The 23995-nt window shown below is 64.7% G+C and carries 24 protein-coding genes; 14 read left to right on the top strand and 10 right to left on the bottom strand.

Annotated elements, in window-relative coordinates; genetic code table 11:
- Positions 1-66 precede the first annotated feature (66 nt).
- The 6 genes from ACN0S5_RS04045 to ACN0S5_RS04020 all read right to left on the bottom strand — a co-directional run bounded on the left by ACN0S5_RS04045 (position 67) and on the right by ACN0S5_RS04020 (position 5818).
- The gene (locus ACN0S5_RS04045) at positions 67-1143 is read right to left on the bottom strand and encodes a branched-chain amino acid ABC transporter permease (protein WP_417206198.1); all 1077 of its coding nucleotides are present in this window, start codon (positions 1141-1143) and stop codon (positions 67-69) included.
- A 106-nt stretch (positions 1144-1249) separates the two neighbouring features.
- Positions 1250-1516, bottom strand: coding sequence for a hypothetical protein (locus tag ACN0S5_RS04040; RefSeq protein WP_417206196.1), 267 nt, complete (start codon positions 1514-1516; stop codon positions 1250-1252).
- Position 1517: 1 nt separating this feature from the next.
- The gene (locus ACN0S5_RS04035; protein WP_417206194.1) at positions 1518-1766 is read right to left on the bottom strand and encodes a hypothetical protein; all 249 of its coding nucleotides are present in this window, start codon (positions 1764-1766) and stop codon (positions 1518-1520) included.
- Between the two features lie 94 nt (positions 1767-1860).
- The gene (locus ACN0S5_RS04030) at positions 1861-2820 is read right to left on the bottom strand and encodes a branched-chain amino acid ABC transporter permease (protein WP_417206192.1); all 960 of its coding nucleotides are present in this window, start codon (positions 2818-2820) and stop codon (positions 1861-1863) included.
- 87 nt (positions 2821-2907) lie between these two features.
- Positions 2908-3663 (bottom strand): ABC transporter ATP-binding protein, encoded by a 756-nt coding sequence (locus tag ACN0S5_RS04025; RefSeq protein WP_417206664.1) that lies wholly within the window; start codon positions 3661-3663, stop codon positions 2908-2910.
- 190 nt (positions 3664-3853) lie between these two features.
- On the bottom strand, positions 3854-5818 hold the full coding sequence (locus tag ACN0S5_RS04020; RefSeq protein WP_417206663.1) for an AMP-binding protein: 1965 nt from the start codon (positions 5816-5818) through the stop codon (positions 3854-3856).
- Between the two features lie 254 nt (positions 5819-6072).
- On the opposite strand from ACN0S5_RS04020, the gene ACN0S5_RS04015 reads away from it, so the two are divergent.
- Complete coding sequence (locus tag ACN0S5_RS04015; RefSeq protein WP_417206190.1) at positions 6073-7980, top strand: PAS-domain containing protein; 1908 nt, start codon at positions 6073-6075, stop codon at positions 7978-7980.
- Between the two features lie 9 nt (positions 7981-7989).
- Positions 7990-8691 (top strand): response regulator, encoded by a 702-nt coding sequence (locus ACN0S5_RS04010; RefSeq protein ID WP_417206188.1) that lies wholly within the window; start codon positions 7990-7992, stop codon positions 8689-8691.
- Positions 8692-8716: 25 nt separating this feature from the next.
- On the opposite strand, the gene ACN0S5_RS04005 is transcribed toward ACN0S5_RS04010, so the two are convergent.
- From ACN0S5_RS04005 to fdhF, 3 genes are all read right to left on the bottom strand, one after another.
- Positions 8717-8905, bottom strand: coding sequence for a hypothetical protein (locus tag ACN0S5_RS04005; protein ID WP_417206186.1), 189 nt, complete (start codon positions 8903-8905; stop codon positions 8717-8719).
- Positions 8906-9008: 103 nt separating this feature from the next.
- Entirely contained in the window at positions 9009-10214 is a 1206-nt protein-coding gene (locus tag ACN0S5_RS04000) for a Zn-dependent hydrolase (protein WP_417206184.1), read from the bottom strand.
- 194 nt (positions 10215-10408) lie between these two features.
- Positions 10409-13192, bottom strand: coding sequence for a formate dehydrogenase subunit alpha (gene fdhF, locus ACN0S5_RS03995; protein WP_417206182.1), 2784 nt, complete (start codon positions 13190-13192; stop codon positions 10409-10411).
- A 353-nt stretch (positions 13193-13545) separates the two neighbouring features.
- Between fdhF and ACN0S5_RS03990 the strand changes: the two genes are divergently transcribed.
- The 3 genes from ACN0S5_RS03990 to ACN0S5_RS03980 all read left to right on the top strand — a co-directional run bounded on the left by ACN0S5_RS03990 (position 13546) and on the right by ACN0S5_RS03980 (position 15456).
- Positions 13546-14025: a VOC family protein gene (locus ACN0S5_RS03990; RefSeq protein ID WP_417206180.1), complete on the top strand. Its 480-nt coding sequence runs from the start codon at positions 13546-13548 to the stop codon at positions 14023-14025.
- A gap of 61 nt (positions 14026-14086) precedes the next feature.
- A complete protein-coding gene (locus ACN0S5_RS03985) occupies positions 14087-14947 on the top strand; it encodes a branched-chain amino acid aminotransferase (protein WP_417206178.1) in 861 nt (286 codons plus the stop codon).
- A 53-nt stretch (positions 14948-15000) separates the two neighbouring features.
- Complete coding sequence (locus ACN0S5_RS03980) at positions 15001-15456, top strand: universal stress protein (protein ID WP_417206176.1); 456 nt, start codon at positions 15001-15003, stop codon at positions 15454-15456.
- Positions 15457-15602: 146 nt separating this feature from the next.
- Here the strand turns inward: ACN0S5_RS03980 and ACN0S5_RS03975 are convergent, their stop codons facing one another.
- A complete protein-coding gene (locus tag ACN0S5_RS03975) occupies positions 15603-15917 on the bottom strand; it encodes a hypothetical protein (protein ID WP_417206174.1) in 315 nt (104 codons plus the stop codon).
- A 167-nt stretch (positions 15918-16084) separates the two neighbouring features.
- On the opposite strand from ACN0S5_RS03975, the gene ACN0S5_RS03970 reads away from it, so the two are divergent.
- The 9 genes from ACN0S5_RS03970 (at position 16085) to ACN0S5_RS03930 (ending at position 23953) form a co-directional block, all read left to right on the top strand.
- Positions 16085-16648 (top strand): NifU family protein, encoded by a 564-nt coding sequence (locus tag ACN0S5_RS03970; protein ID WP_417206172.1) that lies wholly within the window; start codon positions 16085-16087, stop codon positions 16646-16648.
- Between the two features lie 3 nt (positions 16649-16651).
- Positions 16652-17113, top strand: a complete 462-nt coding sequence (locus tag ACN0S5_RS03965) for a GFA family protein (RefSeq protein ID WP_417206170.1) — start codon at positions 16652-16654, stop codon at positions 17111-17113.
- Complete coding sequence (gene tsaB / locus ACN0S5_RS03960) at positions 17104-17757, top strand: tRNA (adenosine(37)-N6)-threonylcarbamoyltransferase complex dimerization subunit type 1 TsaB (RefSeq protein ID WP_417206168.1); 654 nt, start codon at positions 17104-17106, stop codon at positions 17755-17757. The genes ACN0S5_RS03965 and tsaB overlap by 10 nt, the downstream gene beginning before the upstream one ends.
- The gene (locus ACN0S5_RS03955; RefSeq protein WP_417206166.1) at positions 17747-18160 is read left to right on the top strand and encodes a GNAT family N-acetyltransferase; all 414 of its coding nucleotides are present in this window, start codon (positions 17747-17749) and stop codon (positions 18158-18160) included. Before tsaB ends, ACN0S5_RS03955 begins: the two co-directional genes overlap by 11 nt.
- A 125-nt stretch (positions 18161-18285) precedes the next feature.
- The gene (locus ACN0S5_RS03950; protein WP_417206164.1) at positions 18286-19290 is read left to right on the top strand and encodes a BMP family lipoprotein; all 1005 of its coding nucleotides are present in this window, start codon (positions 18286-18288) and stop codon (positions 19288-19290) included.
- A 106-nt stretch (positions 19291-19396) separates the two neighbouring features.
- A complete protein-coding gene (locus ACN0S5_RS03945; RefSeq protein WP_417206162.1) occupies positions 19397-21007 on the top strand; it encodes an ABC transporter ATP-binding protein in 1611 nt (536 codons plus the stop codon).
- Entirely contained in the window at positions 21000-21854 is an 855-nt protein-coding gene (locus ACN0S5_RS03940; RefSeq protein WP_417206160.1) for a type VI secretion system-associated protein TagO, read from the top strand. Before ACN0S5_RS03945 ends, ACN0S5_RS03940 begins: the two co-directional genes overlap by 8 nt.
- A 39-nt stretch (positions 21855-21893) precedes the next feature.
- Positions 21894-22988: an ABC transporter permease gene (locus ACN0S5_RS03935; protein WP_417206158.1), complete on the top strand. Its 1095-nt coding sequence runs from the start codon at positions 21894-21896 to the stop codon at positions 22986-22988.
- Complete coding sequence (locus tag ACN0S5_RS03930) at positions 22988-23953, top strand: ABC transporter permease (protein WP_417206156.1); 966 nt, start codon at positions 22988-22990, stop codon at positions 23951-23953. The genes ACN0S5_RS03935 and ACN0S5_RS03930 overlap by 1 nt, the downstream gene beginning before the upstream one ends.
- The last annotated feature ends 42 nt before the right edge of the window (positions 23954-23995 follow it).

The following is a 23995-nucleotide window of genomic DNA, read 5'->3' as shown; positions in this document are numbered from 1 at the left end:
TCTTTCCTCCCTTGGAATGTCTCATGTCACTGTCTGTCTAGGTCTTTTGTTGTTGGGCCTCTCCCCTCAGTAGGGGAACGGCCAGAGGATCAGTTTCTCACGCAGCAGACGCCAGAGCTGCGCCAGCCCATGCGGCTCGACAATCAGGAAAAACACGATCAACGAGCCGACGATCATGATGTTCAGATGTTCCACCATCGAGGATGAAATCGGTATGCCCAGCGTCTCGGGCAGCAGGTTCAGCACCACCGGCAGACCGACAATCAGGATCGCCCCCAGATAGTTGCCCATGATCGACCCCAGCCCGCCGATGATCGCGATGAACAGGATGCGGAACGACAGCGGAATGTCAAAGAGGTTCGGTTCCGCCGCCCCGCGCCACATGAACACGAACAGCGCGCCCGCCACCCCCACCACGTAGGACGAGATGGCAAAGGCCGTGAGTTTGGACCGCATCAGGTTGATGCCGATCAGTTCCGCCGCGATGTCCATGTCGCGCGTCGCCTTCCACGTGCGGCCCAGCGTGCCGCGCGTCAGGTTGATGCACAGCCAGGTCAGCAGGCAGACGATGAACAGCACCACGTAATACTGCACAATCGAATCCGCCTGCGGGCCGGACACGTACAGGCCAAAGATATCCAGGTTCGGCACCTGAATCGCGCCAGAGGCGTTGTAGTTGTACAGCCATGCCCATTTCTCGAACAGCCAGACCAGAAAGAACTGCGCCGCCAGCGTGGCAATCGCCAGATAGAACCCCTTGATCCGAAGCGACGGGATGCCGAACATCACCCCCACCCCGGCGCTGAAAAAGCCCGACAACAGGATCGCCACAATCGGGTTCATCCACGGCATCAGGGTGATCATCTTGTAGCAGGCATAGGCCCCGACCCCCATGAAGGCCGCCGTGCCCAGTGACAGCTGCCCGGCATAGCCGGTCAGGATGTTCAGGCCCAAGGCCGCCAGCGAGTAGATCAGGATCGGGATCAGCAGCGTCTGAAAGGTGAACTCGCTCGCCGTCAGCGGAAAGATCACCCAGACGAACAGCAGGATGATCCCCAGCAGCACGGCATCCTGCCGGACCGGGAACAGCGCCTGGTCGGCCCGATAACTCGTCTTGTACTGTCCTGCGGTGCGATAAAGCATCCGCTCCTCCCTTTTTCATCAACCGCGATCGACGCACGGTTCTTTTCGTCGCGCTGCCCTTGGGGGCCACATCGGTCCCCAAGGGCAGGAATTCATCTGCGCCGCCTCAGCGGTCCGCGTCCTCGTCGCGCCGCTTTGGCGCGCTTGCCCCCCACATCTGGGTCATCGCCTTCAACGTGGCCGTGGTCATGTCGACAGAGGCGCTCATCATCGCGTTCATCGCCTCCATCTGCGCCTTCAACAGCCCCTGCGCGATCTCCTGCGGGTCGGCGGGCTCTCCCAGCCCGTTGGCCCCGCGCGCCAGATCGGCAACCTCCGGGTCGCTGCGCTCCGCCCGCCGCGAGGGCGCGTCCTTTCCACGTGATCTGGTCATCTCAGCTCTCCAGTCCATCGTCGGTCTCAAAGCGCGGGCGGCTCCTTGTCGGCCTGGCATAGCCTGTCCGTTCGGAATACCGCACCAGCCAGAAATACGCCCAGATGCCCAGCGCACCGCCCGCCGCCGCCAGCAGCAGCGCGATTGTCATGCGGCCCTCGGCCTCGGGGTTGGCCGTCAGCGCCAGATAGCCAAAGGCCCAAAAGCCGGACCATGCGACGACGTTCAGAATGGCAATCAGTTTCGACATCTCGTTGCGTTCCTCGTGACACAGCCGGTCCGGGCTGTCGCAGGGCGGGGCCTCCCCCGCCGCTGTGGGTTGTGGCGGCGCGCCCCGCGCCGCCCTACACCCTTTCGATGATACGTTCCCCGAACAGACCCTGCGGACGGAACAGCAACACGATCAGCGCCAGCACAAAGGCAAACCACGTCTCGGTGTTGCCGCCCAGCAGCGGCTGCCCCCAGTAGATCTCGAACAGCTTTTCCAGAATGCCGATCATCAGCCCGCCGATGATCGCCCCGGTGATGCTTTCCAGCCCGCCCAGCATCAGCACCGGCAGCGCCTTGTAGGCGATCACCTCAAGCGCAAAGCTGACCCCGGCCCGCGCGCCCCAGGCAATGCCCGTGACCAGCGCGATGATGCCCGCGATGAACCAGACCAGCACCCAGATCGTCTGCAAGCTGATGCCCACCGACAGCGCCGCCTGATGGTCGTCGCCCAGCGCCCGGATCGCCCGGCCCATCTGCGTGTAGTTCAGAAAGGCCAGCAGCGCCCCCACCAACACCACCGCAACCGCAACCACCGTCATGTCGAGATGTTGCAGGATCAGCAGCCCGCCCCAAGGCTCCAGCACCGTGTCGCCGGTGGGAATGCCCAGTTCGGCGGAAATCATCTGCTTGTTCTCGCCGCCAAAGATGATCTCACCCAGACCGATCAGGAACAGCGTGATGCCGATGGTGGCCATGAACAGGATGATATCCGGCTGCCCCACCAAAGGCCGCAGCACGATCCGCTCGATGCTGACCGCCAGCACGAACATCACGCCCAGCGTCAGCACAACCGAAATCCACGCCGGAATGCCCATCGCGTGCAAGCCCACCAGCGTCAGCGCGGCGAACACCACCATGATGCCCTGCGCAAAGTTGAAGATGCGGCTGGAGCGGTAGATCAGCACAAAGCCCAGCGCGATCAGCGCATAGAGCACGCCCGACACCAGCCCCTCCCACAGCACCTGCAACAGGAAATCCGGCGCCGCGACCATGTCGACAAACGGCGCGACAAAGATTTGTTTCAGTAGATCCATGGTTCGCTGCCCTTCAGTTCATGCCGCACAGGTCGTGCGCATCGGTTGTGCATGCCGTGTGCATGGATTGTGCATCGCTGGTTTCCATCAGTGCGCCACCCCCAGATAGGCGTCGATCACGTCCTGATTGTTGCGCACCTCGTCGGGTGTGCCGTCGCCGATCTTCTTGCCGTAATCCATCACCACCACCCGGTCGGACAGATCCATGACCACGCCCATGTCGTGTTCGATCAGGCAGATGGTGGTGCCGAACTCGTCGTTCACATCCAGGATAAAGCGGCTCATGTCCTCTTTTTCCTCGACGTTCATGCCCGCCATCGGCTCATCCAGCAGCAGGATCGACGGCTCCGCCGCCAGCGCCCGCGCCAGTTCCACCCGCTTTTTCAACCCGTAGGGCAGCCGCCCGACCGGGGTTTTGCGGATCGCCTGAATCTCGAGAAAATCAATGACTTTCTCGACAATCTCGCGGTTCTCCATCTCTTCGTTGCGCGCCCGGCCCCACCACAGGGCCTGCGCCGGGATAGAGGCGCTCATATGCGTCAGACGGCCCGTCATGACGTTGTCCAGCACCGTCATCCCCTCGAACAGGGCAATGTTCTGGAACGTCCGCGCCACGCCCATGCGCGCCACCTCGTAGGGCTTCATCGGCGGGCGTTTTGCCCCCTTGTACCAGACCTCGCCCACAGTCGGCGTATAGAACCCCGAAATGACGTTCAGCATCGACGACTTGCCCGCGCCATTTGGCCCGATGATCGCCCGGATTTCCCCCTCATGAACGTCAAAGGAGATGTCGGATATCGCCGTAACCCCTCCGAACTTAAGGGTAATATTCTTCATCTCCATCAGCACGCCGCCAATCTGGCGTCCGTCCGCGGTGACGTATCCCTGCGAGTCCTTCACGCGACGTCCCCCAGCTTCTTCTTTGTCCAAATACCCATGCCGACCCCTGCCAAATCCACGCGATTTACGCTGAAACGCCCTGCGGGATGGTGGGCGGGGCGATACGCGCCGCAGGCGCGGGAGCGTCCGGCCATCATTCCGCCGCCACCTTGGCGGGCACAACCGGCACCACCTTGGCGTCGCGGATTTGCAGCGTCGCCTTGATCTTGCCCTTGCGGCCGTCCTCATAGGTGACTTCGGTCTCGGTATAGATCTCGTTCGATCCGTCGTACAACGCCCCCACAAGGTCGGCGAATTTCTCGCCGATGATCTTGCGGCGCACCTTGCGGGTGCGGGTCATCTCGCCATCGTCGGCGTCCAGTTCCTTGTGCAGGATCAGGAACCTGTGCACCTGACAGCCCGACAGCATGTCGTCCTGCGCCACGCTGGCGTTCACCTCTTCCACATGGGACTGCACCATCTCCAGCACGCGCGGATGCTGTGCAAGTTCCTGATAGCTGGCGTAGGCGATGTTGTTGCGTTCCGCCCAGTTGCCCACCGCCGTCAGGTCGATGTTGATAAAGGCGGTGCAGCGGTCGCGCCCGGCGCCAAACACCACGGCCTCCAGGATGTTGGCATAGAACTTCAGCTTGTTCTCGACGTATTTCGGCGCAAACAGCGCGCCGTCCGCCATCTGCCCCACGTCCTTGGCCCGGTCGATGATCCGCAGATGGCCGGTGCCTTCTTCGAAAAAGCCCGCGTCGCCGGTGGCGACCCAGCCTTCGGCATCCTTGGTGTCCGCCGTGCTCTCGGCGTTCTTGTAGTACTCCACAAAGGTGCCGGGCGAGCGGTAGAAGACCTCGCCGTTCTCGGCGATCTTGATCTCAACCCCCGGTGACGGCACCCCGACGGTGTCAGAGCGCACCTGCCCGTCCGGCTGCTGGGTGATGAACACGCTGGCCTCGGTCTGACCATAGAGCTGCTTCAGGTTGATCCCGAGCGAGCGGTAAAAATCGAAGATCTCCGGACCGATCGCCTCGCCCGCCGTATAACCCACCCGCACCTTGGAGAACCCAAGCGCGTTCTTGAGCGGGCCATAGACCATGAATTCGCCAAGTCTGTATTTGATCCGGTCGACCAGACCGACGCTTTCCCCGTCAAGGATCCTGGGGCCCACGTCGCGGGCATGATCCATGAAATAGCGGAAAATCTTGCGCTTCAGCTTGCCCGCGTCTTCCATGCGGATGGTGATGCTGGTCAGCTGCGTCTCGAACACCCGTGGCGGCGCAAAGTAATAGCTTGGCGCGATTTCCTTCAGATCGGTCATCATCGTCTCGGCCGATTCCGGGCAGTTCACGCAGAATCCGGTCCAATAGGCCTGACCGATCGAAAAGATGAAGTCGCCAACCCATGCCATTGGCAAATAGGCCAGAATCTCGTCGTCTTCGCGCAGATGATCAAAGTCGGACGTGTTCTTGGCCGTCTCGACGATGTTGCGGTTCGACAGCACCACGCCTTTGGGCTTGCCGGTGGTGCCGCTGGTATACAGCATCACGCAGGTGTCGTCGTATCCCAGAGAGTCACGCCGCCGCCGCAGCTCGGTGATGAACTCGTCGTAGGCGGCACGCCCCTGCTCCTGCACATGGCTGAACTGGTGCATGTGGCTGTGGTCGTACTTTCGCAGGCCGCGCGGATCGACATAGATCAGGTGTTCGAACTGGCGCAGACCGTCCTGCACCTCGATCACCTTGTCGGCCTGTTCCTGATCCGCGACGATGGCAAAGCGCGCACCGCAATGGTCCAGCACATATTCCATCTCTTCGGCGACCGCGTCCTGATACAGCGGCACCGGGATCGCGCCCACACTTTGCGCGGCGACCATCGACCAATACAGCGTGGGCCGGTTGCGCCCGATGATGGCAATGAAATCGCCTTCGTTGACGCCAAGGTTCAGCAGACCCAGCGCCAGCGCCTCGATTTCCTTTTCGGTCTCTGCCCAGCTCCAGCATTGCCAGATCCCGTATTCCTTTTCACGGTACGCGGGCGCCGCGCCGAACTGGGTGGCATTGCGATGCAACAGTGCCGGAACAGAGCGCAGACCCTCTACGCCCTCAGCCATATGTGCCAAGTCTTTTCCTCCCCATGCCGGTCCCCCGACATCCCTTGTGCCCGTCACGTCCGGGCCGACCGCTGTTTGCCGCGATTCTGACCCCATTTGGGCAAGGCGCAGCCTCGCGGTCAACTTTTTCCTGAGGTTTTCCGAATCCTTACGAATTGTAACAGATGCAAATAGTCCGGGCGGCCCGACCGGTGGTCCGGCCCCCTTTCCCCTGCCCTGCAACCTCCGCTAGATTGCCCGGCAGAGGAGATCCCATGACACCGAACGCCCTCACTCAGGCCGGGCTGAACCTGATCGGTCAGGCCCTGACCATCTACGACAGCGACCTGCGCCTTGCCGTTTGCAACGCACCCTTTGGCGAGATGTTCGACCTGCCCGACCGGCTCACCGCCCCCGGTGCCAGCTTTGAGGACACCATCCGCCATCTCGCGGAACGCGGTGAATACGGACCCGTCGGGGATCTGGAGACGTTTGTCCGCACCCGCGTCGAAATCGCCCGCGCGTTCGAGCCGCATTACATGGAACGCCCGCGCGCCAATGGCCGCATGATCAGCGTCGAGGGCGCGCCGCTGCCGCAGGGCGGCTGGGTCACGGTCTACACCGACATCACCGAAACCAAGACGCAGGAGCAGCTTTTGCGGACCCGCTCGGAATTGCTGAGCGAGGAGGTGCTGAAACGCTCCGAGGAACTGGCCCGGACCAACCGCCGCCTTGCCGCCGCCAACAAGGCGCTGGAAGAGGCGCGCCGCGTGCTGGCCGAGGCAGAGGCCCGCACCCGCACCACCACCGAAATGATGCCCGCCCATATCGCCCGCGTCGACGCCGACGGGCGCTATACCTTCTCCAACAACCGGTTGAGCGATGTGATGCCCGGTCGCCCCTCCACGATCCTTGGCCGACACATTGCCGACGCGCTGGGCCCGCAGGCCTTTGCCAGCGTGCGCCCGCATCTTCAGGCCGCCCGCGCCGGACGCCAGTCGGCCTTTGAATTCACCGACGAGATGTCCTCGCGCCGGATTCGCAGCGTCTTTACCCCCGACCCGCTGGAACCGGGCGTCTACATCATGACGCAGGACGTCACGCAGGAAACGCAGGCCCGCGCCGCCCTGCAACAGACCCGCCGCCGCGAGATTGCCGCCCAGTTGACCTCGGGCCTTGCGCATGACTTTTCCAACCTGCTGACGATCATCCTTGGCATGCAGTCGAAACTGCACCGGATGAGCCTTGGCCCAGAGGTCGAACCGCTGATCTCGGCCACGCTCTCGGCGGCGCAGCGCGGTGGGCGGCTGCTGGACCGGATCGCCAACATGACCAGCGCGCGCGGCTGGCGGCCCGCGCCGCTGTCCCTGCCCGCCTTCCTTGACGAATTGCGCACCCTCGCCACGCCCTCGCTGCCCGGTGGCATCACCATCACCATCGACGACGCCACCCAAGGCTGTGTCATGGCCGATGCCGGGCTGTTGCAAGACGCCTTGCTGAACCTGATCCTGAACGCCCGCGACGCCTGCGGAACATCCGGCAGCATCCACATCAACACCGCCGAAGTGCTGGACACATGGCTGGATATCTCCGTCGAGGACAGCGGCACGGGGTTTTCCGACGCCGCGCTGGAACACGGGGCAGAGCCGTTCTTTACCACCAAGGGCGGCGAGGGGTCGGGCCTTGGCCTTGCCATGGTCTACGACATGACCAAGCTGGCCGGGGGGACCATGCGCCTTGCCAATGGCCCTTCCGGCGCGCGGGTCTCCTTGCGCCTGCCGCTGCGGCGCGCGCGCCCCGCGCCGCTGCCCGACACCGGACTTGTCCTGCTGGTCGAGGACAGCGCCGACCTGCGCGAAACCATCCGCGAGATGCTGACCGCCATGGGGTTTTCCGTGGTCGAGGCCGTCTCGGTCGATGAGGCCTGCGCCCTTGCCGACGGCTTGCCTGATATCGCCCTGATCCTCAGCGATATCTCGCTGGAGGGCGACACACCGGGGTTGGCCCTCGCCGACCGCCTGCCGCATCTGCCGGTCCGCTTCATGACCTCGCTGCACGCCGACCACCCGTCTCACGTGCAGGCCAGCCATCGCGGCCCGGTCCTGCCCAAACCCTTCACCGCCGCAGACCTCGCCGCCTTTCTTGGACAACCGGCCCTTCCGGCGACCGCGCAATTCGGCTAACCCCATCCCATGACCAGCCCCCTTGTCACCATCCTCGACGACGAACCCGCCATCCGCGAGATGCTGGCAGAGGCCTTGGCAGAGGCCGGGTTCCGCACCCTCTCCTTTGGCCGCGCGACGGAATTCGAGGCCGCGCTGCGCCGCGCCACCCCCGATGTCTGCCTCGTCGATCTGGGACTGCCCGACCGCGACGGGCTGACACTGGTTCACCGACTGGCGCTGGAACAGGGCGCGACGGTCATCATCATCTCGGGCCGTGCGCAGGTGCAGGACCGGGTGACCGGGCTGGAACTGGGTGCGGATGACTACATCATCAAACCCTTCGATCCGGCAGAGGTGGTCGCCCGCATCCGCGCCCGCCTGCGCGGCCGCGCCCGCACCGCCACCTCGTCGGACACCGCGCGCTTCAACGGCTGGACCGCGCATTTCGACCGCTACATGCTGGAGGATGACACCGGGGCAGAGACCGCCTTCAGCCATGCCGAGGGCGAGGTGCTGCGGCTGTTTCTCGAAAGCCCCAAACGCCTGATCAGCCGCACCCACATGCAGGAAAGCCTTGGCGGGGCCGCCGGCGAAAGCTTTGACAGGGCGATGGATGTGCGCATCTCGCGCCTACGCACGAAACTGCGCGAAGACCCCAAGAACCCGCGCCTGATCAAGACGATCTACGGGGCCGGGTATATCTTTCTGGGCGATGTCGACTGGGGATGAGCCGCGCGGCTGTCACCCGGCCCAGCTATGGCCCGGCAAAGCTGTAACCGGCGGAAACACCCAGAATCTGATGCACAAAGGGCAGCACCGAAACCGCCACCACGCCGACAATCGCGCCAATCCCCAACCGGATCGGGGCGGCCCCCAGACTGGGACCGGCCAACCCCAAGAGCCCGCAAACGGTGGCATAGAAAACAAGTGAAATCGGGTCCATAGCTGCGCCTCCCTCCGGGTCAGCCTAACCCAGCCCCGGCATTGTGGGAACGGTGGAATTCACCACCCCGAGGCACCGCTCACTCTGCAATCCGCGCCACCGCTCATGCCCCAATCCGTGCCACCGCTCCGGCCAGCACCTTCAGCCCGGTCACCAGATCCGCCTCATCCGTATCCTCTGCGAAATCATGGCTGATCCCGCCAATGGACGGCACAAACAGCATCGCGGCGGGCATCATCCGCGCCACGTTCGACGCATCGTGCAGCGCACCCGAAGGCATGGCCCGCCAGCGCCCCGGCACCTCCGCCTCTGCCGCCTCCGCCAAGGCCGCGCGGAACCCCGCATCCATCGCCACCGGCGCAATCCCCAGCATCGGCCCGGAACTGACCTCCAGTCCGCGCGCGGCGGCCACCTCCTGCGCGGTCTCGCGAATGACCTCTTCCATCCGGTCCAGCCGCGCCACATCCCCGTCCCGCCATTGCATCGAAAACTTCACCTTGCCGGGCACGATGGAATGCGCGTTCGGGTGCAGGGTGACATGGCCAATGGTCCAGACCGTCGCCGGGGTCACGACATTCCGCAGCCGGTCGTTCAGCAGCGCGTTAAACGCGGACAAGGCCTGAAACGCATCCTTTCGCAGCGCCATCGGCGTGGTACCCGCATGGTTCTGCTGGCCCTCGAAGGTGATCACCATGTCGCGGATGCCGACAATCGCCTCGACCACGCCAACCGCCTCTCCCGAGGTATCCATCACCGGTCCCTGCTCGATATGCATCTCCAGAAACCCGGTGAACCGCGCCGGATCTACCCAATCGCCCAGCCGGTCGCCCATCGCCGCCCGCGCCTGCGGCAGCGTCACCCCCTGCGGATCGACCAGCCTGTCCAGCCTGTCGCGCGCCAATGCCCCGGACCACGCCGCACTGCCGGTGGTCACGCCAAACCGGCCCTCTTCATCCTGAAACGACACGCAGGACACCGGCGGCCCACCCGCCTCGCGCGCCGCGCGCGCCACCTCCAGCGCCGCGATCACCCCCAGGGCCCCGTCCAGCCAGCCGCCCTCGGGCTGGCTGTCCGAATGCGACCCCAACAGCAGCGACGGCCCCTCGCAAATCCCAAAGACCGAGCCCATCGGATCAACCTTTACCGACAAACCGGCGGCCTCCATCCGTCCCGCCAACCAGTCCCGCGCCGCAATATCCGCCTCCGAATAGGCCGGGCGCACCACCCCCTTGCCCACCCCCGAGGCGCCAAAGCCACGCAGATCGTGCAAATCTTGCAGAAAACGGTCCGGATCAACGGGAACAGTCATGCGCGCCTCCGACAGACATCGCCACGAGCACAGCCCCGCAGCTTCTTCTCTGCCAAAATACTCCCAATCCCGGCCCGAAACATCAAGCCGTCAGACCGGAACCGGGCACAACACCCGCCGCACCCGGCCCGAGGCGAAGGCCGCAGGCCACAGCCGAGACATACAGAGCGCGCCCTTGGGCGCGCCCCTTTGGATCACTCCGCCGCGACCGGGGCCGCACCGGCCTTTTCGACCCGCACCGCCGAATACTTGAACTCGGGGATCTTGCCGAAGGGGTCCAGCGCCGGGTTGGTCAGGATATTGGCCGCCGCCTCGACATAGGCGAAGGGCAGGAACACCATGTCCGGGGCCACCGCCCGGTCCGCCCGCGCCATCACCTCGATCGTGCCGCGCCGCGTGGTCAGCCGCACATGGCCGCCCGGCTTCACCCCCAACTTGCGCAGTGTCGACGGATGCAGCGAACAGTTCGCCTCCGGCTCCATCGCGTCCAGCACCGTTGCCCGGCGGGTCATCGACCCGGTGTGCCAGTGTTCCAACTGCCGCCCGGTGGTCAGGATCATCGGGAAACTGTCGTCCGGCATCTCGGCGGGGGGCGTCACCCGTGCGGGCGTGAACTTGGCCCGGCCCGCGCGTCGCGGGAAACCGTCGCCAAAGACCACCACCTGCCCCGGATCGTTCGGCCCCGTGCAGGGATAGGTGACGGCGGATTCCGTCTCCAGCCGTTTCCACGTGATGTGATGCAAGGATCGCATCGACATCTTCATCTCGTCAAAGACCTCGCGCGGATCGTCATAGTCCCAGTCCAGCCCGATCCGGCGCGCCAAATCGATGATGATTTCCCAATCCTCCCGCGCCTCTCCCGGCGGGTTCACCGCCTTGCGCGCCATCTGCACCTGACGGTTGGTATTGGTCACCGTGCCGGATTTCTCCGGCAGCGCCGAGGCGGGCAGGATCACGTCGGCGTAGTTGGCCGTCTCGGTCAGAAAAATGTCCTGCACCACCAGATGATCCAGCTTGGCCAGCGCCTTGCGGGCATGTTCCACGTCCGGATCGCTCATCGCCGGGTTTTCGCCCAGAACATACATCCCCTTGATCTCACCGCGATAGACGCGGTCCATGATCTCGACCACGGTCAGACCGGGGGCGGCCTGAATCTCGGTGCCGCGCCAGATGTGCTTGAACAACTCGCGGACCTCGCCGTCCGTCACCGACTGGTAGTCGGGCATCACCTGCGGGATCAGACCCGCGTCCGACGCGCCCTGCACGTTGTTCTGCCCACGCAGCGGGTGCAGGCCGGTGCCCGACCGCCCCACCTGTCCGCAAAGCAGCGCCAGCGAAATCAGGCAGCGCGAATTGTCGGTGCCGTGGATGTGCTGGCTGATCCCCATGCCCCAAAAGATCATCGCCCGCTGCGCCCCGGCATATTTGCGCGCGACGGTCCTGATCGTCTCGGCATCGACGCCGCAAAGCTCCGACATGCGCTCTGGCGTAAAGGCGCGGATGTGGTCGCGGAACTCGAAAAAGCCTTCGGTGAAGCCCTCGATATACTGCCGGTCGTACAGCTTTTCCTCGACGATCACGTTCATGATCGCGTTCAGCAGCGCCACGTCGGTGCCGGGGCGGAACTGCAACATATGCGCGGCATGCCGCTTCATCGCCGTGCCGCGCGGGTCCATGATGATCAACTCGCCGCCGCGCTTGGCGAACTGTTTGAAATAAGTCGCCGCGACGGGGTGGTTTTCGGTCGGGTTGGCACCGATCACAATCGCCAGATCGGCGTTCTCGATCTCGTTGAAGCTGGCCGTGACCGCACCGGAGCCGACGTTTTCCATCAGCGCCGCCACGGACGAGGCATGACACAGCCGCGTGCAGTGGTCGACGTTATTGTGGCCAAAGCCCTGCCGGATGAACTTCTGGAACAGATAGGCCTCTTCGTTGGTGCATTTGGCCGACCCGAACCCCGCGACAGAGGTGCCGCCGTAATAGCTGCGCAGGTCCGCCAGACCGTGCGCCGCCTTTTCCATCGCCTCTTCCCATGTCGCCTCGCGGAAATGCGTCCAAGGGTTGTTGGGGTCGACGTTCAGCCCCTTTTCCGGCGCGTCATCGCGGCGGATCAGCGGTTTGGTCAGCCGGTGTGGGTGGTGGATGTAGTCAAAGCCAAAGCGCCCCTTGACGCACAGCCGCCCCTCGTTCGCCGGGCCATTGATGCCCTCGACGTATTTGACCTTGCCGTCCTTGACCTTGACCGAGACCTGACAGCCGACGCCGCAGAACGGGCAGACCGATTTCACCTCTTCGTCGAAATCCCTGCTGTCGCCGACCTGCGCCTCGTTGAGCACGCTCGACGGCATCAGCGCGCCGGTCGGGCAGGCCTGCACGCATTCGCCACAGGCCACGCAGGACGACGCGCCCATCGGGTCTTCAAGGTCGAACACCGGGTAGGCGTCGTGACCGCGCCCGGCCATGCCGATCACGTCGTTCACCTGCACCTCACGGCAGGCCCGCACGCACAGACCGCACTGGATGCAGGCATCCAGATTGACCTTCATCGCGATGTGGCTGTCGTCCAGCAGCGGGATGCGCTCTGCCTCCAGCGTCGGGAACCGCGACTCTGAAACGCCGTTCTCTTCGGCCATGTCCCACAGGTGCGAGGACTTGTCATGCGCCGCGTCCCGCTCTGGCTGATCGGCCAGCAGCAGTTCCATCACCATCTTGCGGGCGGTTTTGGCGCGCGCCGTGGCGGTCTGGACCACCATCCCCTCGGCCGGTTCGCGGATACAGGAGGCCGCCAGCACGCGCTCGCCCTCGATCTCGACCATGCAGGCGCGGCAGTTGCCGTCGGGGCGATACCCCGGCTGCGGCTTGTGGCACAAATGCGGAATCTTGAGACCGCGGCCGTTGGCCACCTCCCAGATTGTCATGCCTTGTTCCGCTTCGACCTCCTGGCCGTCTAGCGTGAATCGGATCGTTTCGGACATGCGCTTCTCCCGTCTTCTGCGCCTGTTTAAAGCATGGGGCGTGTCGGTTTCGCTGGTCAATCCCGACAGGATCGCATGTTTTTGCGGCCAAGCGGTTTCCGATGCGACACGGGTTGCTCTAAAACAGGCCGGTCTGTCCTATGCTGTTGCCGCCATCGTGAGGCCCGCCCCGCCGGAATGGCAACATCGACAAAAGGCGCGACCAGCGGCGCGCGCCGCGTTTGCGGCCGCGACACCCCCTGTCCGACGCCGCAGCCGGCGGGATCTGCGCGTCTTTGCACCAATGCCCTTCGGGACTTGGGACTTATCAGAGGGCGGCAGATGCGCCATCTAGGTGACCAAAGGAGAGTACCATGCCCGCACATCCCGAAACCCGTATCGGTCACGTTCACCTGAAAGTCACCGACCTCGACCGCTCCATTGCCTTTTACCGCGATGTGATCGGGCTGGAGGTCACGCAAACCTATGGGGCGCAGGCGGCCTTTCTGTCCGCTGGCGGCTATCACCACCACATCGGCCTGAACACATGGCACAGCAAAGACGGCCCGCGCCCCAATCCGCGCGCGCCGGGCCTGTATCACACCGCCTTTGTCTACCCGGACCGTGCGGCCCTTGCGCAGGCGCTGAAGACCGCCCTCGACGCCGGGATCGAGATCGAGGGCGCCGCCGATCATGGCGTGTCAGAGGCGATCTATTTCTCGGACCCCGACGGCAACGGCATCGAGATCTACCGCGACCGCGCGCCCGAGGACTGGCCCCGCGATGCCAGCGGCACCCTCGACATGGTCAACGCGCCGCTGGACCTGAACGCGCTTTTGGCGGAGGTCGGGTAACGGCACTGGACCTTCGCCGCCGCCGCGCCTAGCCTGCCGCCGTTCACCAGAGAGGCATGGCATGGCGACCGGAACCAATATCCGCACCTATTTCAACGGCACATGGCAAGAAGGCGACGCGATGATCATGCGCGCCGGGGATCACGGCGCATGGCTGGGGTCCTCGGTGTTTGACGGCGCGCGCTATGTGCAAGGCGTCACCCCCGATCTGGACGCCCATTGCGCCCGCGTGAACCGCTCGGCAGAGGCGCTGATGCTGCGCCCCACCGTTCAGACCGATGAGATGGTGCAGATCGTTCAGGAGGGGCTGAAGGCCTACGCCGCCGATGCCGCCGTCTATATCCGCCCGATGTACTGGGGCATTCATGGTGACATCACCGCCATCGTGCCGCAACCGGACGAGACCGGCTTTGCCCTGTGTCTTGAGGAAATCCCGATGGCCCCGGACACCGCCAGCGCCACGCTGGGCCATACGCGGTTCCGCCGTCCGGTGCTGGAAAGCTCGGTCGTCAATGCCAAGGCCGGGTGCCTGTATCCCAACAACGCCCGGATGCTGGCCGATGTGCGGTCGCGCGGGTTTGCCAATGCGCTGGTCGCCGATGCGCTTGGCAATGTCGCCGAAACCGCCACCGCCAACATCTTTATGGTGCGCGACGGCGTGGTCTTTACCCCCATCCCAAACGGCACCTTCCTGTCGGGCATCACCCGCGCGCGCCACATCGCCAACCTGCGCGCCGATGGCGTCGAGGTGCAGGAGACGGTGCTGAGCTTTGCGGATTTCAACGCCGCCGATGAGGTCTTTATGTCCGGCAACATGAACAAGGTCACACCGGTGACCGGGTTCGAGGACAAATCCTATCAGGTTGGCCCCGTCACCCGCCGGGTCCGCGAAATGTACTGGGACTGGGCGCACAGCGGCTGACCGCTGGACAGCCTCAGCCCGCTCTGCCACGATCCCCGCTCAGGAGAGTCCTCATGCGCAAGTTTCTTGTCGTCCTCGACGACAGCCGAGAGTGCCTGAACGCCATGCGATTTGCCGCCATGCGCGCGGCCAAATCAGGCGGCGGTGTCGCGATCCTGTCCGTCATTCCGCCGGATGAGTTCAATCACTGGATCGGCGTCGGCGACATCATGCGCGAAGAGGCCCGCGAACGCATTCACGCGCATTTTGAGGTCTTCGCCAAATGGATGCGCGACAAGCAGGGTGTCGACCCGGAACTGGTGATCCGCGAAGGCGATCCGGCGACAGAGATCCTCGCACAGGTTCAGGACGACTCGGAAATCGGCCTGCTGGTGCTGGGTGCGGCGGTTGACAAGAAAGGCCCCGGCCCGCTGGTCAGCCATATGACCCGCAACGCCGGGTCGCTGCCGGTCCCTGTCACGATCGTGCCGGGCGACCTGTCCAAAGAACGGCTTGAGGCGATCACCTGACCGCCTTCACGGCGCGTCGGGCACAAGCCGCTGCCACCCCTTGCCGCGACGGACCATCGTTGCGCGATTGATCCAGACCACCAGCACCGCCGGCAGAACAAAAAACACTGTGTCCCATGGCTGGCCATCGGGCCAGAGCGGGTTGTTCAGCTGAAAGTGGAACAGCACCGGCCACAGCAGCCTACCGCCACGCGCCACAGCCTTAGCCGCTCAAGGAACCGCAACAGGCCGGACAGGCCCGTACGGGCGACGACCAGAACGCCCGCAGCCACGGCCGGCGCATAGACGGTCATCTTGAACAGCGGGTTTCGCGCGCTGACCGGGCCAAAGATGCCCGCGACGGTCTCGGGGAACAGGATCAGCAGCAGCATCGCACCCCAGGCCAACCCGAAGGCCAGCACAAGGAATGGCAGCAGGTCCGCTGCGGCCACGTCGGGGCTGTCTGTGTGTGATCGGTGCATGGCCTTGTCCCGAAAGGCTGGTTCGCACCGGTCTGGCCAAAACGCCCGCCGCTGTCCTTGCGCAAGGTCAAACCGGGGCATCGGGCCGCAGTTTAGAACCATTCCAATCCTTGACGCCTGCCGCCCCGAGGCGCATATAGGGAGCAACCAGAAAAGGGTGATCCAAGATGTTCATTCAGACAGAATCCACGCCCAACCCCGCCACCCTGAAGTTCCTGCCCGGTCAGACCGTGCTGGACATGGGCACCGCGGACTTCCCCGCCCCCGAGGCCGCCAGCGCCTCGCCGCTGGCGCAGCGCCTGTTTGCGGTGGACGGCGTCACCGGCGTCTTCTTCGGCAATGACTTTGTCACCGTGACCAAAGGCGACGCCTCGGATTGGGACCACCTGAAACCCGCGATCCTTGGCGCGATCATGGAACACTTCCAGTCCGGCCAGCCGGTCATGATGGACGGTGCCGCGCAGGCGGGCGGCCATGCCGCGCATGACGGCGAGGATTCAGAGGTCGTCGGCCAGATCAAGGAACTGCTGGACAGCCGCGTGCGCCCCGCCGTGGCACAGGACGGCGGCGACATCACCTTTCACGGCTTTGACCGTGGCGTGGTCTACCTGCACATGCAGGGGGCCTGCGCGGGCTGCCCCTCATCGACGCTGACGCTGAAAATGGGGATCGAGAACCTGCTGCGCCACTACATCCCCGAAGTGACAGAGGTCCGCCCCGTCGCGGTCTGAACGGTGCCAGACCCCAACTCGGCCCCCAACTCGAACCGGATCACAGGGCGCTGCTATTGCGGCGCCCTTTCGCTGATGGCGGATGCCGCGCCCCTGACCGTCGCCTATTGCCATTGCAGCGATTGCCGCCGCTGGACCGGCGCACCGCTGCCCGCCTTTGCGGCCTTTGCAGAGGATGCGCTGCGGGCAGAGCCCCCGCTAAGCCGCCCGTTCGAACCCGTGCCGGGCGTACAGCGCTGGACCTGCGCCGCCTGCGGATCGCCTGTGGCGGCGCGGTTCGACTATCTCCCCGGTCAGGTCTATGTCCCGCTCGGCGTGCTGGATCAGGCCGCGGCCCTGCCCCCGCAACTGCATTGCCACACAGAGTCGCAGATGCCCTGGCTGCATCTGGAGGACGGCCTGCGCCGCAGCCGCGCCTCGGGCCGCGATACCCTGAACGCAGAGGCGACACACCCATGCCCGTGATCCTTGGCTTCGACACCTCCGCCGCCCATGTCGGCGCGGCGCTGATTGACGGCACCAGCGTGATCGCCGCCGCCCATGAGGACATGGCGCGCGGTCAGGCCGAACGCCTGATCCCGCTGCTGACAGAGGTGCTGACCGAGGCGGGCCTTGGCTGGGGCGATCTGGACGCCATCGGCGTGGGCGTCGGCCCCGGCAATTTCACCGGCGTCCGCCTGTCCGTGGCCGCCGCCCGCGGGCTGGCCCTGTCGCTGGGCATCCCGGCGGTGGGGGTGTCCCTGCTGGAGGCCGCCGCGCTGGATATCCCCGGCCCGGTGCTGTCCTGCCTCAGCGCCCCGCGCGATCAGGCCTATGTGCAATCGCAGGGCATGACCCCCGGCGTGCCCGCGCAACTGATTGCCCTATCGGCGATCCCGGCCAACTGGGCGCACCCCGGCCTGACCTGCACCGGCTCCGCCGCAGACGCGGTCGCCGCGCACCTGTCCGCCACCCACGCCCCGCCCCGCCATGCGCCCGCCGCCGCGGTGGCCCGCATCGCGGCAACGCGCTGGCAGGACGCGCCGCCGCGCCCCGCCCCGCTGTACCTCAAGCCTGCCGATGCCGCCCCGTCACGCGACGCGCCGCCGGTGATTCTGGATGACGCCTGAGACCCTCGCCGCGCTCACCCGGCGGGCCTATCGCCACCTGACCCCGTGGAGCGCGGAACAGTTCGAACAAACTCTTTCTGGCCGGTTCAGCCTGCTGGCAAGCACCGAGCACGCCTTTGTGCTGGGCCAGATCATCGCCGATGAGGCCGAAATCCTCGCGCTCGCCGCCGATCCCGACCGGCAGCGCACCGGAGAGGCCACGCGCGCCCTGACCGACTTTCACGCGCAGGCCACAGCGCGCGGTGCAACGCGCGTCTTCCTTGAGGTCGCCGCCGCCAATGCCCCCGCCCGCGCCTTCTACACCCGCCAAGGCTATGCCGAGGTCGGCCTGCGCCGGGGCTATTATCCCCGCCCCGACGGCACCCGTGATGATGCGGTGATCATGTCCCGCGCGCTGCCCTGACGTAACGGCCTCCCCCTTGGCACTCCTGTAGAAATCGGTTGACCCCCCCTGCCCCCTGCGGCTTTCATTGCCGCATCATAAACAGACCGGGCGGAAAACCTGCCCGTCACACCAGGGAGCCCTTCATGACCTTCTTTGCCAAGACCCTCGGCACCGTCGCCGCTCTGGCCCTCAGCGCCGGTGCGGCGCTGGCCGACGCTGCGCTGATCTATGACCTCGGCGGCAAGTTCGACAAATCCTTCAACGAGGCCGGGTTCAACGGAGCCGAACGGTACAAAGCCGAAACCGGCGGCAACTACCGCGACATCGAATTGCAGGCCGAAGCCCAGCGTGAGCAGGCCCTGCGCCGCTTTGCCGAGGCCGGGTTCAACCCGATCGTGACCACCGGCTTTTCCATGTCCTCGCCGATCGCCGCCGTGGCCCCCGACTATCCGGACACCAAGTTCGTGACCATCGACGGCTATGTCGATCCCGCCGCGCACCCGAACGTCCTGTCGATCCTGTTTGCAGAACATGAGGGCAGCTACCTTGTCGGCATGATGGCCGCGATGGCGTCCGAGTCGGACACCGTCGGCTTTGTCGGCGGCATGGACATCCCGCTGATCCGCAAATTCGCCTGCGGCTATGCGCAGGGCGTGCTGGCGGTGAAACCCGACGCCAAGGTAATCGCAAACATGACCGGCACCACACCCGCCGCGTGGAACGACCCGGTCAAGGGCTCGGAACTGGCCAAGGCGCAGATTTCGCAGGGCGCGGACGTGATCTATGCCGCCGCTGGCGGCACCGGTCTGGGCGTGCTGCAAACCGCTGCCGATGAGGGCATCCTGTCCATCGGCGTGGACAGCAACCAGAACTACCTGCACCCCGGATCGGTCCTGACCTCGATGCTCAAGCGTGTCGATGTCGCCGTGTTCGACGCCATGTCGGCGGGTGCCGATCTGGAAACCGGCGTGATCGCGCTGGGTCTGGCCAACAACGGCGTGGGCTATGCGCTGGACGACAACAACGCCGAACTGGTCAGCCCCGAGATGAAGGCCGCCGTGGATGCCGCGCGTGAGCAGATCATCGCCGGCGACATCTCGGTCCACGACTATTCGGCCGACGACAGCTGCCCGGTTCTGAACTTCTGATCCCGCGACAGCCCGGACGCGCCCCATTCCGCGCCCGGATCGCCGTTTCCAAGGGGGCCGCCACCCGTGCGGCCCCTCCGCCTTCGCCCGCGAAAGCCAATCCGACATGACCGATACCCCCGCCATCGAACTCAAGGGCATATCCAAGTCCTTTGGCCCCGTGCAGGCCAACAAGGATATCTCGATTCGCGTGATGCCCGGCACGATTCACGGCATCATCGGTGAGAACGGCGCGGGCAAATCCACCCTGATGTCGATCCTCTACGGCTTTTACAAAGCCGACTCCGGTGAGATCTTCATCAACGGCAAAAAGACCCAGATCCCCGACAGTCAGGCCGCCATCAAGGCCGGCATCGGCATGGTCTTCCAGCATTTCAAACTGGTTCAGAATTTCTCTGTTCTTGAAAACGTCATCCTTGGCGTCGAGGACGGTGCCCTGTTGCAACCCTCGCTGGCCAAGGCGCGCGGCGTGCTCAAACATCTGGCCGAGGAATATGAGCTTCAGGTCGATCCCGATGCGCTGATCGAGGATCTCTCCGTCGGCCACCAGCAGCGGGTCGAGATCCTCAAGGCGCTCTACCGCGAGGCGGAAATCCTCATTCTGGATGAACCGACCGGCGTGCTGACCCCCGCCGAGGCCGACCACCTGTTCCGCATCCTCGAAGGGCTGAAACGTGAGGGCAAGACGATCATCCTGATCACGCACAAGCTGCGCGAGATCATGGAGATCACCGACACCGTCTCCGTCATGCGGCGGGGAGAGATGACCGCAACGGTCAAGACGTCAGAGACCAACCCGGAACAGCTGGCAGAGCTGATGGTGGGCCGCAAGGTGCTGCTGCGCGTCGACAAGACCCCGGCCAAACCCGGCAAACCCGTGCTGGAGATCGAGAACCTGCGCCACGTCGACGAGGCCGGTGTCGAGCGCCTGAAAGGGATCTCGCTCACCGTGCGCGCGGGGGAAATCCTTGGGCTTGCGGGTGTCTCCGGCAATGGCCAGACACATCTGCTGCATGTGCTGGGCGGCTATGCCGACGCCACCGGCATCGTGCGCGTGAACGGTCAGGACATCGACCTGACCGGCGATTACTCCGACGGCAAAAGCCGCCGCGCGCGCGGCATCGCCCATGTCCCCGAGGACCGCCACCACGAGGCGCTGATCCTGCCGTTCTCCGCTTGGGAAAACCTGGTCTTTGGCTATCACAATGACGCGGCCTATCAATCCGGTCTGCTGATGAACAACGCCGCGATCAAGGAAGAGGCGGCGCAAAAGATGATGCGGTTCGACGTCCGCCCGCCGAATGCAAATCTCGCCGCGCGCAACTTTTCGGGAGGCAACCAGCAGAAAATCGTCCTCGCCCGCGAGATCGAGCGCAATCCAGAGGTTTTGCTGATCGGCCAGCCCACCCGAGGCGTCGACATCGGTGCGATCGAGTTTATCCACCAGCAGATCGTCGCCCTGCGCGACAAGGGCAAGGCCATCCTGCTGGTCTCGGTCGAACTGGATGAAATCCTGTCCCTGTCAGACCGGATCGCGGTGATGTTCGACGGTCAGATCATGGGCGAACGGCTGCCGTCCGAGACCAACCAGACCGAACTGGGCCTGCTGATGGCGGGTGTGACAGAGATGCCCGACAAGGACAAACCGCTGATCGAGGTGGTGAACGCCCAACTCGAAGCGAAGAAAAAGCGCGAGGAGGCGGCAAAGAATGGCTGACCTGCTGCGCGCCTGTCTCTTGCCTGCGGTTCTGGCCGCGGCCCCCGCCTTCGCGTCCGATGGCGTGTACCTGGCCTGCTCATTCGAAACCCTCCCCGATGTGATCACCCACTACCCCTCCGACCCCTTGCAGGACGCGACTCTCAGGTTCGGCGGGCGGGCCCCGGTCACCCTTCATGTCGGGCAGGGTCGGCACCGCTTTGAAACCGCTTCAGTCCAAGGCTACGGCCTGACCTTCGCCCCCCAGACCGGCATTCTACAGGTCAGTCAGGATGGTCAGGTGATCTCTGAAGAGCAGGGGACCTGCCTGACCGTAAACGGCCCCGTTAACACCGATCCCCTGCGGCTTGCCGCGCCCACGCCCACGCCCGCGCCCGCGCCCGAACCGGTGCAGGCCGATCCCGGCAAATGGCAAGTCTCCACGTCGGTGTCAAACTTCGACGACACCGCCACGGTCGTGCTGTCCCTGCCTGCCGAAAACGCGCTGTACGACCGGTTCGGTCAGACAAAGTCCGCCGCCCTGTTCCTGCGCTGCAAGGAAAACACCACGGTCCTCTACGTCAACGCGGGCGGCTTCTTTCTGTCGGACATTCAGGGGCGGGACCGCGTCGACATGCGCGTGGATACGCAAAAGCCCTTTGTGAAATCCATGAAGGTCTCGACGGACAACACGGCGCTTGGCCTGTGGAACGGTGGCGCCTCTATCCCGGTGATCAAGCAGTTGCTGGGCGGTGAGACATTGTTCCTGCGGCTGACGCCCCACAGCGAAAGCCCGCTGGAGATGGAATTCGACATACGCGGCCTTGACGAGGCCCTGCGCCCGTTGAGGGACGCATGTCATTGGTAAGGAAGAACAGAATGCCCAGAACCAACGCGGGGATCCAATATGGATAAGATGCCAGCCTGGGCCGACGCGGTCCTTGTCCCCCTGATCTCGGTCCTGCTGGCCGCCGTCATTTCGGCGCTGGTGATCCTTGCCATCGGCGAAAACCCGGTCACGGCCTTTCAGTTGATGGTCGACGGCGCGCTGATGAAATCCTCGGGCTGGGGCTATACCCTCTATTACGCCACCAATTTCACCTTCACCGGACTGGCCGTCGCGGTCGCCTTTCAGGCCAAGATGTTCAACATCGGCGGCGAAGGGCAGGCCCTGATCGGGGGATTGGGCGTGGCGCTGGCCTGTCTCTATGTGCCGTGGCCGCACTGGACCATTGCGCTGATCGGGGCCACCGCCTCTTCGGCGATCTTCGGTGCCGCCTGGGCGCTGATCCCCGGCTACCTGCAAGCCAAGCGCGGCAGCCATATCGTGATCACCACGATCATGTTCAACTTCATCGCCTCGGCGGTGCTGAACTACGTGCTGGTCAACGTGCTGAAACCCAAAGGCGCGATGGAACCGGCCTCGGGCACCTTCCCGGAACAGACCTTTCTGCCGACCTTTCAGGACATGTTCTCGACCTCGGAAACGGTCCTGTTCCGAGGCTCACCGGCAAACGTCACCTTTTTCGTCGCCGTACTTGCCTGCCTGCTGGTCTGGCTGCTGATCTGGCGCACCCGTTTGGGCTATGAAATCCGCGCCTTCGGCAACTCGGAGACAGCCGCCAAATACGCCGGTATCTCACCCGTGCGCATCACCGTCATCACCATGCTGATCTCGGGCGGTCTGGCGGGCATGATGGCGCTGAACACCACCATGGGAGAGGCAGAGCGGCTGGTGCTGAACGCCTCCGAAGGGGCGGGATTCCTTGGCATCGCCGTGGCGCTGATGGGCCGCTCACACCCGGTCGGGGTCTTTCTGGCCGCGCTGCTGTTCGGCTTTCTCTATCAGGGCGGGGCAGAACTTGCCTTCTGGACCTCGATCCCGCGGGAACTGGTGACGGTCATTCAGGCGCTGGTGATCCTGTTCACAGGTGCGCTCGACAATATGATCCGTATGCCGCTGGAAAAAATCTTTCTCTCCTTCCGCAAGGGAGACGCCTGATGGATTTCAATACGGTCATTCAGGTGCTCGACAGCACCGTGCGCCTGTCCACCCCGCTGCTGCTGGCCTGCCTTGCCGGGCTGTTTTCGGAACGCTCCGGCATTGTCGACATCGGGCTAGAGGGCAAGATGCTGATCGCCGGTTTCTTTTCCGCCGCCGTCGCCTTTATGACCGGGTCGGTCTGGCTGGGCCTGCTGGCGGGCATCGCCTCGTCGATGGCGCTGTCGGCGGTACACGGGCTGGCCTCGATCACCTTTCGCGGCAACCAGATCATCTCGGGCGTGGCGCTGAACTTTCTGGCCTCCGGGCTGACCGTGCTGATCGCCCAGACGTGGTTTTCCCAAGGCGGCCGCACGCCCTCGCTGGTGGGGGCCGCGCGGTTCAATGAACTGACCCTGCCCTTTGCCGACAGCCTGCGCCCGGTGCCGGTGATCGGCCCGATCTACGCCGACCTGATCTCGGGGCATTCGATCCTTGTCTATGTCGCCTTCCTGATGGTGCCGCTGACATGGTGGATCATGTTCCGCACCCGGTTCGGCCTGCGCCTGCGCGCGGTGGGTGAGGCCCCCGAGGCGGTGGACACCGCCGGTGTCTCTGTCACCGGTCTGCGCTTTGCCTCCATCGCCATCGCCGGCGTGCTCTGCGGTCTGGCCGGGGCCTACCTTGCCACCGGCCTGCAAGCGGGCTTTGTCCGGGAAATGACGGCGGGGCGGGGCTATATCGCGCTGGCGGCGCTGATCTTCGCCAAATGGCGGCCGTGGTACGCGCTGGGGGCCTGCCTGCTCTTTGGCTTCTTGCAGGCGGTGGCGCTGCGCTTTCAGAACATCGACCTTGGCGCATTTGTCGTCCCGGTGCAGGTCATGGACGCGCTGCCCTACATCCTGACCGTGGTCATTCTCGCCGGATTCGTGGGCAAGGCGATCCCGCCACGCGCCGGGGGCGAACCCTATGTGAAAGAGCGCTGAGACACCCGGCAACCCGCCGCGCGCCCGCAGGCTCAAACAGGT

The organism is Antarctobacter sp., from assembly GCF_048262615.1.
Lineage (GTDB): Bacteria > Pseudomonadota > Alphaproteobacteria > Rhodobacterales > Rhodobacteraceae > Antarctobacter.
The sequence above is the reverse complement of the archived record's forward strand: the minus strand, read 5'-3'. Positions and strand labels throughout refer to the sequence as shown.

Excerpts from the sequence above, each read along its gene's own strand:
- ACN0S5_RS04030 (WP_417206192.1), bottom strand. The coding sequence starts at position 2,820 with ATGGATCTACTGAAACAAATCTTTGTCGCGCCGTTTGTCGACATGGTC.
- ACN0S5_RS03955 (WP_417206166.1), top strand. The coding sequence starts at position 17,747 with ATGACGCCTGAGACCCTCGCCGCGCTCACCCGGCGGGCCTATCGCCAC.
- ACN0S5_RS04010 (WP_417206188.1), top strand. The coding sequence starts at position 7,990 with ATGACCAGCCCCCTTGTCACCATCCTCGACGACGAACCCGCCATCCGC.
- ACN0S5_RS04020 (WP_417206663.1), bottom strand. The coding sequence starts at position 5,818 with ATGGCTGAGGGCGTAGAGGGTCTGCGCTCTGTTCCGGCACTGTTGCAT.
- ACN0S5_RS04025 (WP_417206664.1), bottom strand. The coding sequence starts at position 3,663 with ATGGAGATGAAGAATATTACCCTTAAGTTCGGAGGGGTTACGGCGATA.
- ACN0S5_RS04040 (WP_417206196.1), bottom strand. The coding sequence starts at position 1,516 with ATGACCAGATCACGTGGAAAGGACGCGCCCTCGCGGCGGGCGGAGCGC.
- ACN0S5_RS03940 (WP_417206160.1), top strand. The coding sequence starts at position 21,000 with ATGGCTGACCTGCTGCGCGCCTGTCTCTTGCCTGCGGTTCTGGCCGCG.
- ACN0S5_RS03975 (WP_417206174.1), bottom strand. The coding sequence starts at position 15,917 with ATGCACCGATCACACACAGACAGCCCCGACGTGGCCGCAGCGGACCTG.
- ACN0S5_RS03980 (WP_417206176.1), top strand. The coding sequence starts at position 15,001 with ATGCGCAAGTTTCTTGTCGTCCTCGACGACAGCCGAGAGTGCCTGAAC.
- ACN0S5_RS03950 (WP_417206164.1), top strand. The coding sequence starts at position 18,286 with ATGACCTTCTTTGCCAAGACCCTCGGCACCGTCGCCGCTCTGGCCCTC.
- ACN0S5_RS04000 (WP_417206184.1), bottom strand. The coding sequence starts at position 10,214 with ATGACTGTTCCCGTTGATCCGGACCGTTTTCTGCAAGATTTGCACGAT.
- ACN0S5_RS03970 (WP_417206172.1), top strand. The coding sequence starts at position 16,085 with ATGTTCATTCAGACAGAATCCACGCCCAACCCCGCCACCCTGAAGTTC.
- ACN0S5_RS04045 (WP_417206198.1), bottom strand. The coding sequence starts at position 1,143 with ATGCTTTATCGCACCGCAGGACAGTACAAGACGAGTTATCGGGCCGAC.
- ACN0S5_RS03930 (WP_417206156.1), top strand. The coding sequence starts at position 22,988 with ATGGATTTCAATACGGTCATTCAGGTGCTCGACAGCACCGTGCGCCTG.
- ACN0S5_RS04005 (WP_417206186.1), bottom strand. The coding sequence starts at position 8,905 with ATGGACCCGATTTCACTTGTTTTCTATGCCACCGTTTGCGGGCTCTTG.
- ACN0S5_RS03990 (WP_417206180.1), top strand. The coding sequence starts at position 13,546 with ATGCCCGCACATCCCGAAACCCGTATCGGTCACGTTCACCTGAAAGTC.
- ACN0S5_RS03985 (WP_417206178.1), top strand. The coding sequence starts at position 14,087 with ATGGCGACCGGAACCAATATCCGCACCTATTTCAACGGCACATGGCAA.
- ACN0S5_RS03945 (WP_417206162.1), top strand. The coding sequence starts at position 19,397 with ATGACCGATACCCCCGCCATCGAACTCAAGGGCATATCCAAGTCCTTT.
- ACN0S5_RS03935 (WP_417206158.1), top strand. The coding sequence starts at position 21,894 with ATGGATAAGATGCCAGCCTGGGCCGACGCGGTCCTTGTCCCCCTGATC.
- tsaB (WP_417206168.1), top strand. The coding sequence starts at position 17,104 with ATGCCCGTGATCCTTGGCTTCGACACCTCCGCCGCCCATGTCGGCGCG.
- fdhF (WP_417206182.1), bottom strand. The coding sequence starts at position 13,192 with ATGTCCGAAACGATCCGATTCACGCTAGACGGCCAGGAGGTCGAAGCG.
- ACN0S5_RS04015 (WP_417206190.1), top strand. The coding sequence starts at position 6,073 with ATGACACCGAACGCCCTCACTCAGGCCGGGCTGAACCTGATCGGTCAG.
- ACN0S5_RS04035 (WP_417206194.1), bottom strand. The coding sequence starts at position 1,766 with ATGTCGAAACTGATTGCCATTCTGAACGTCGTCGCATGGTCCGGCTTT.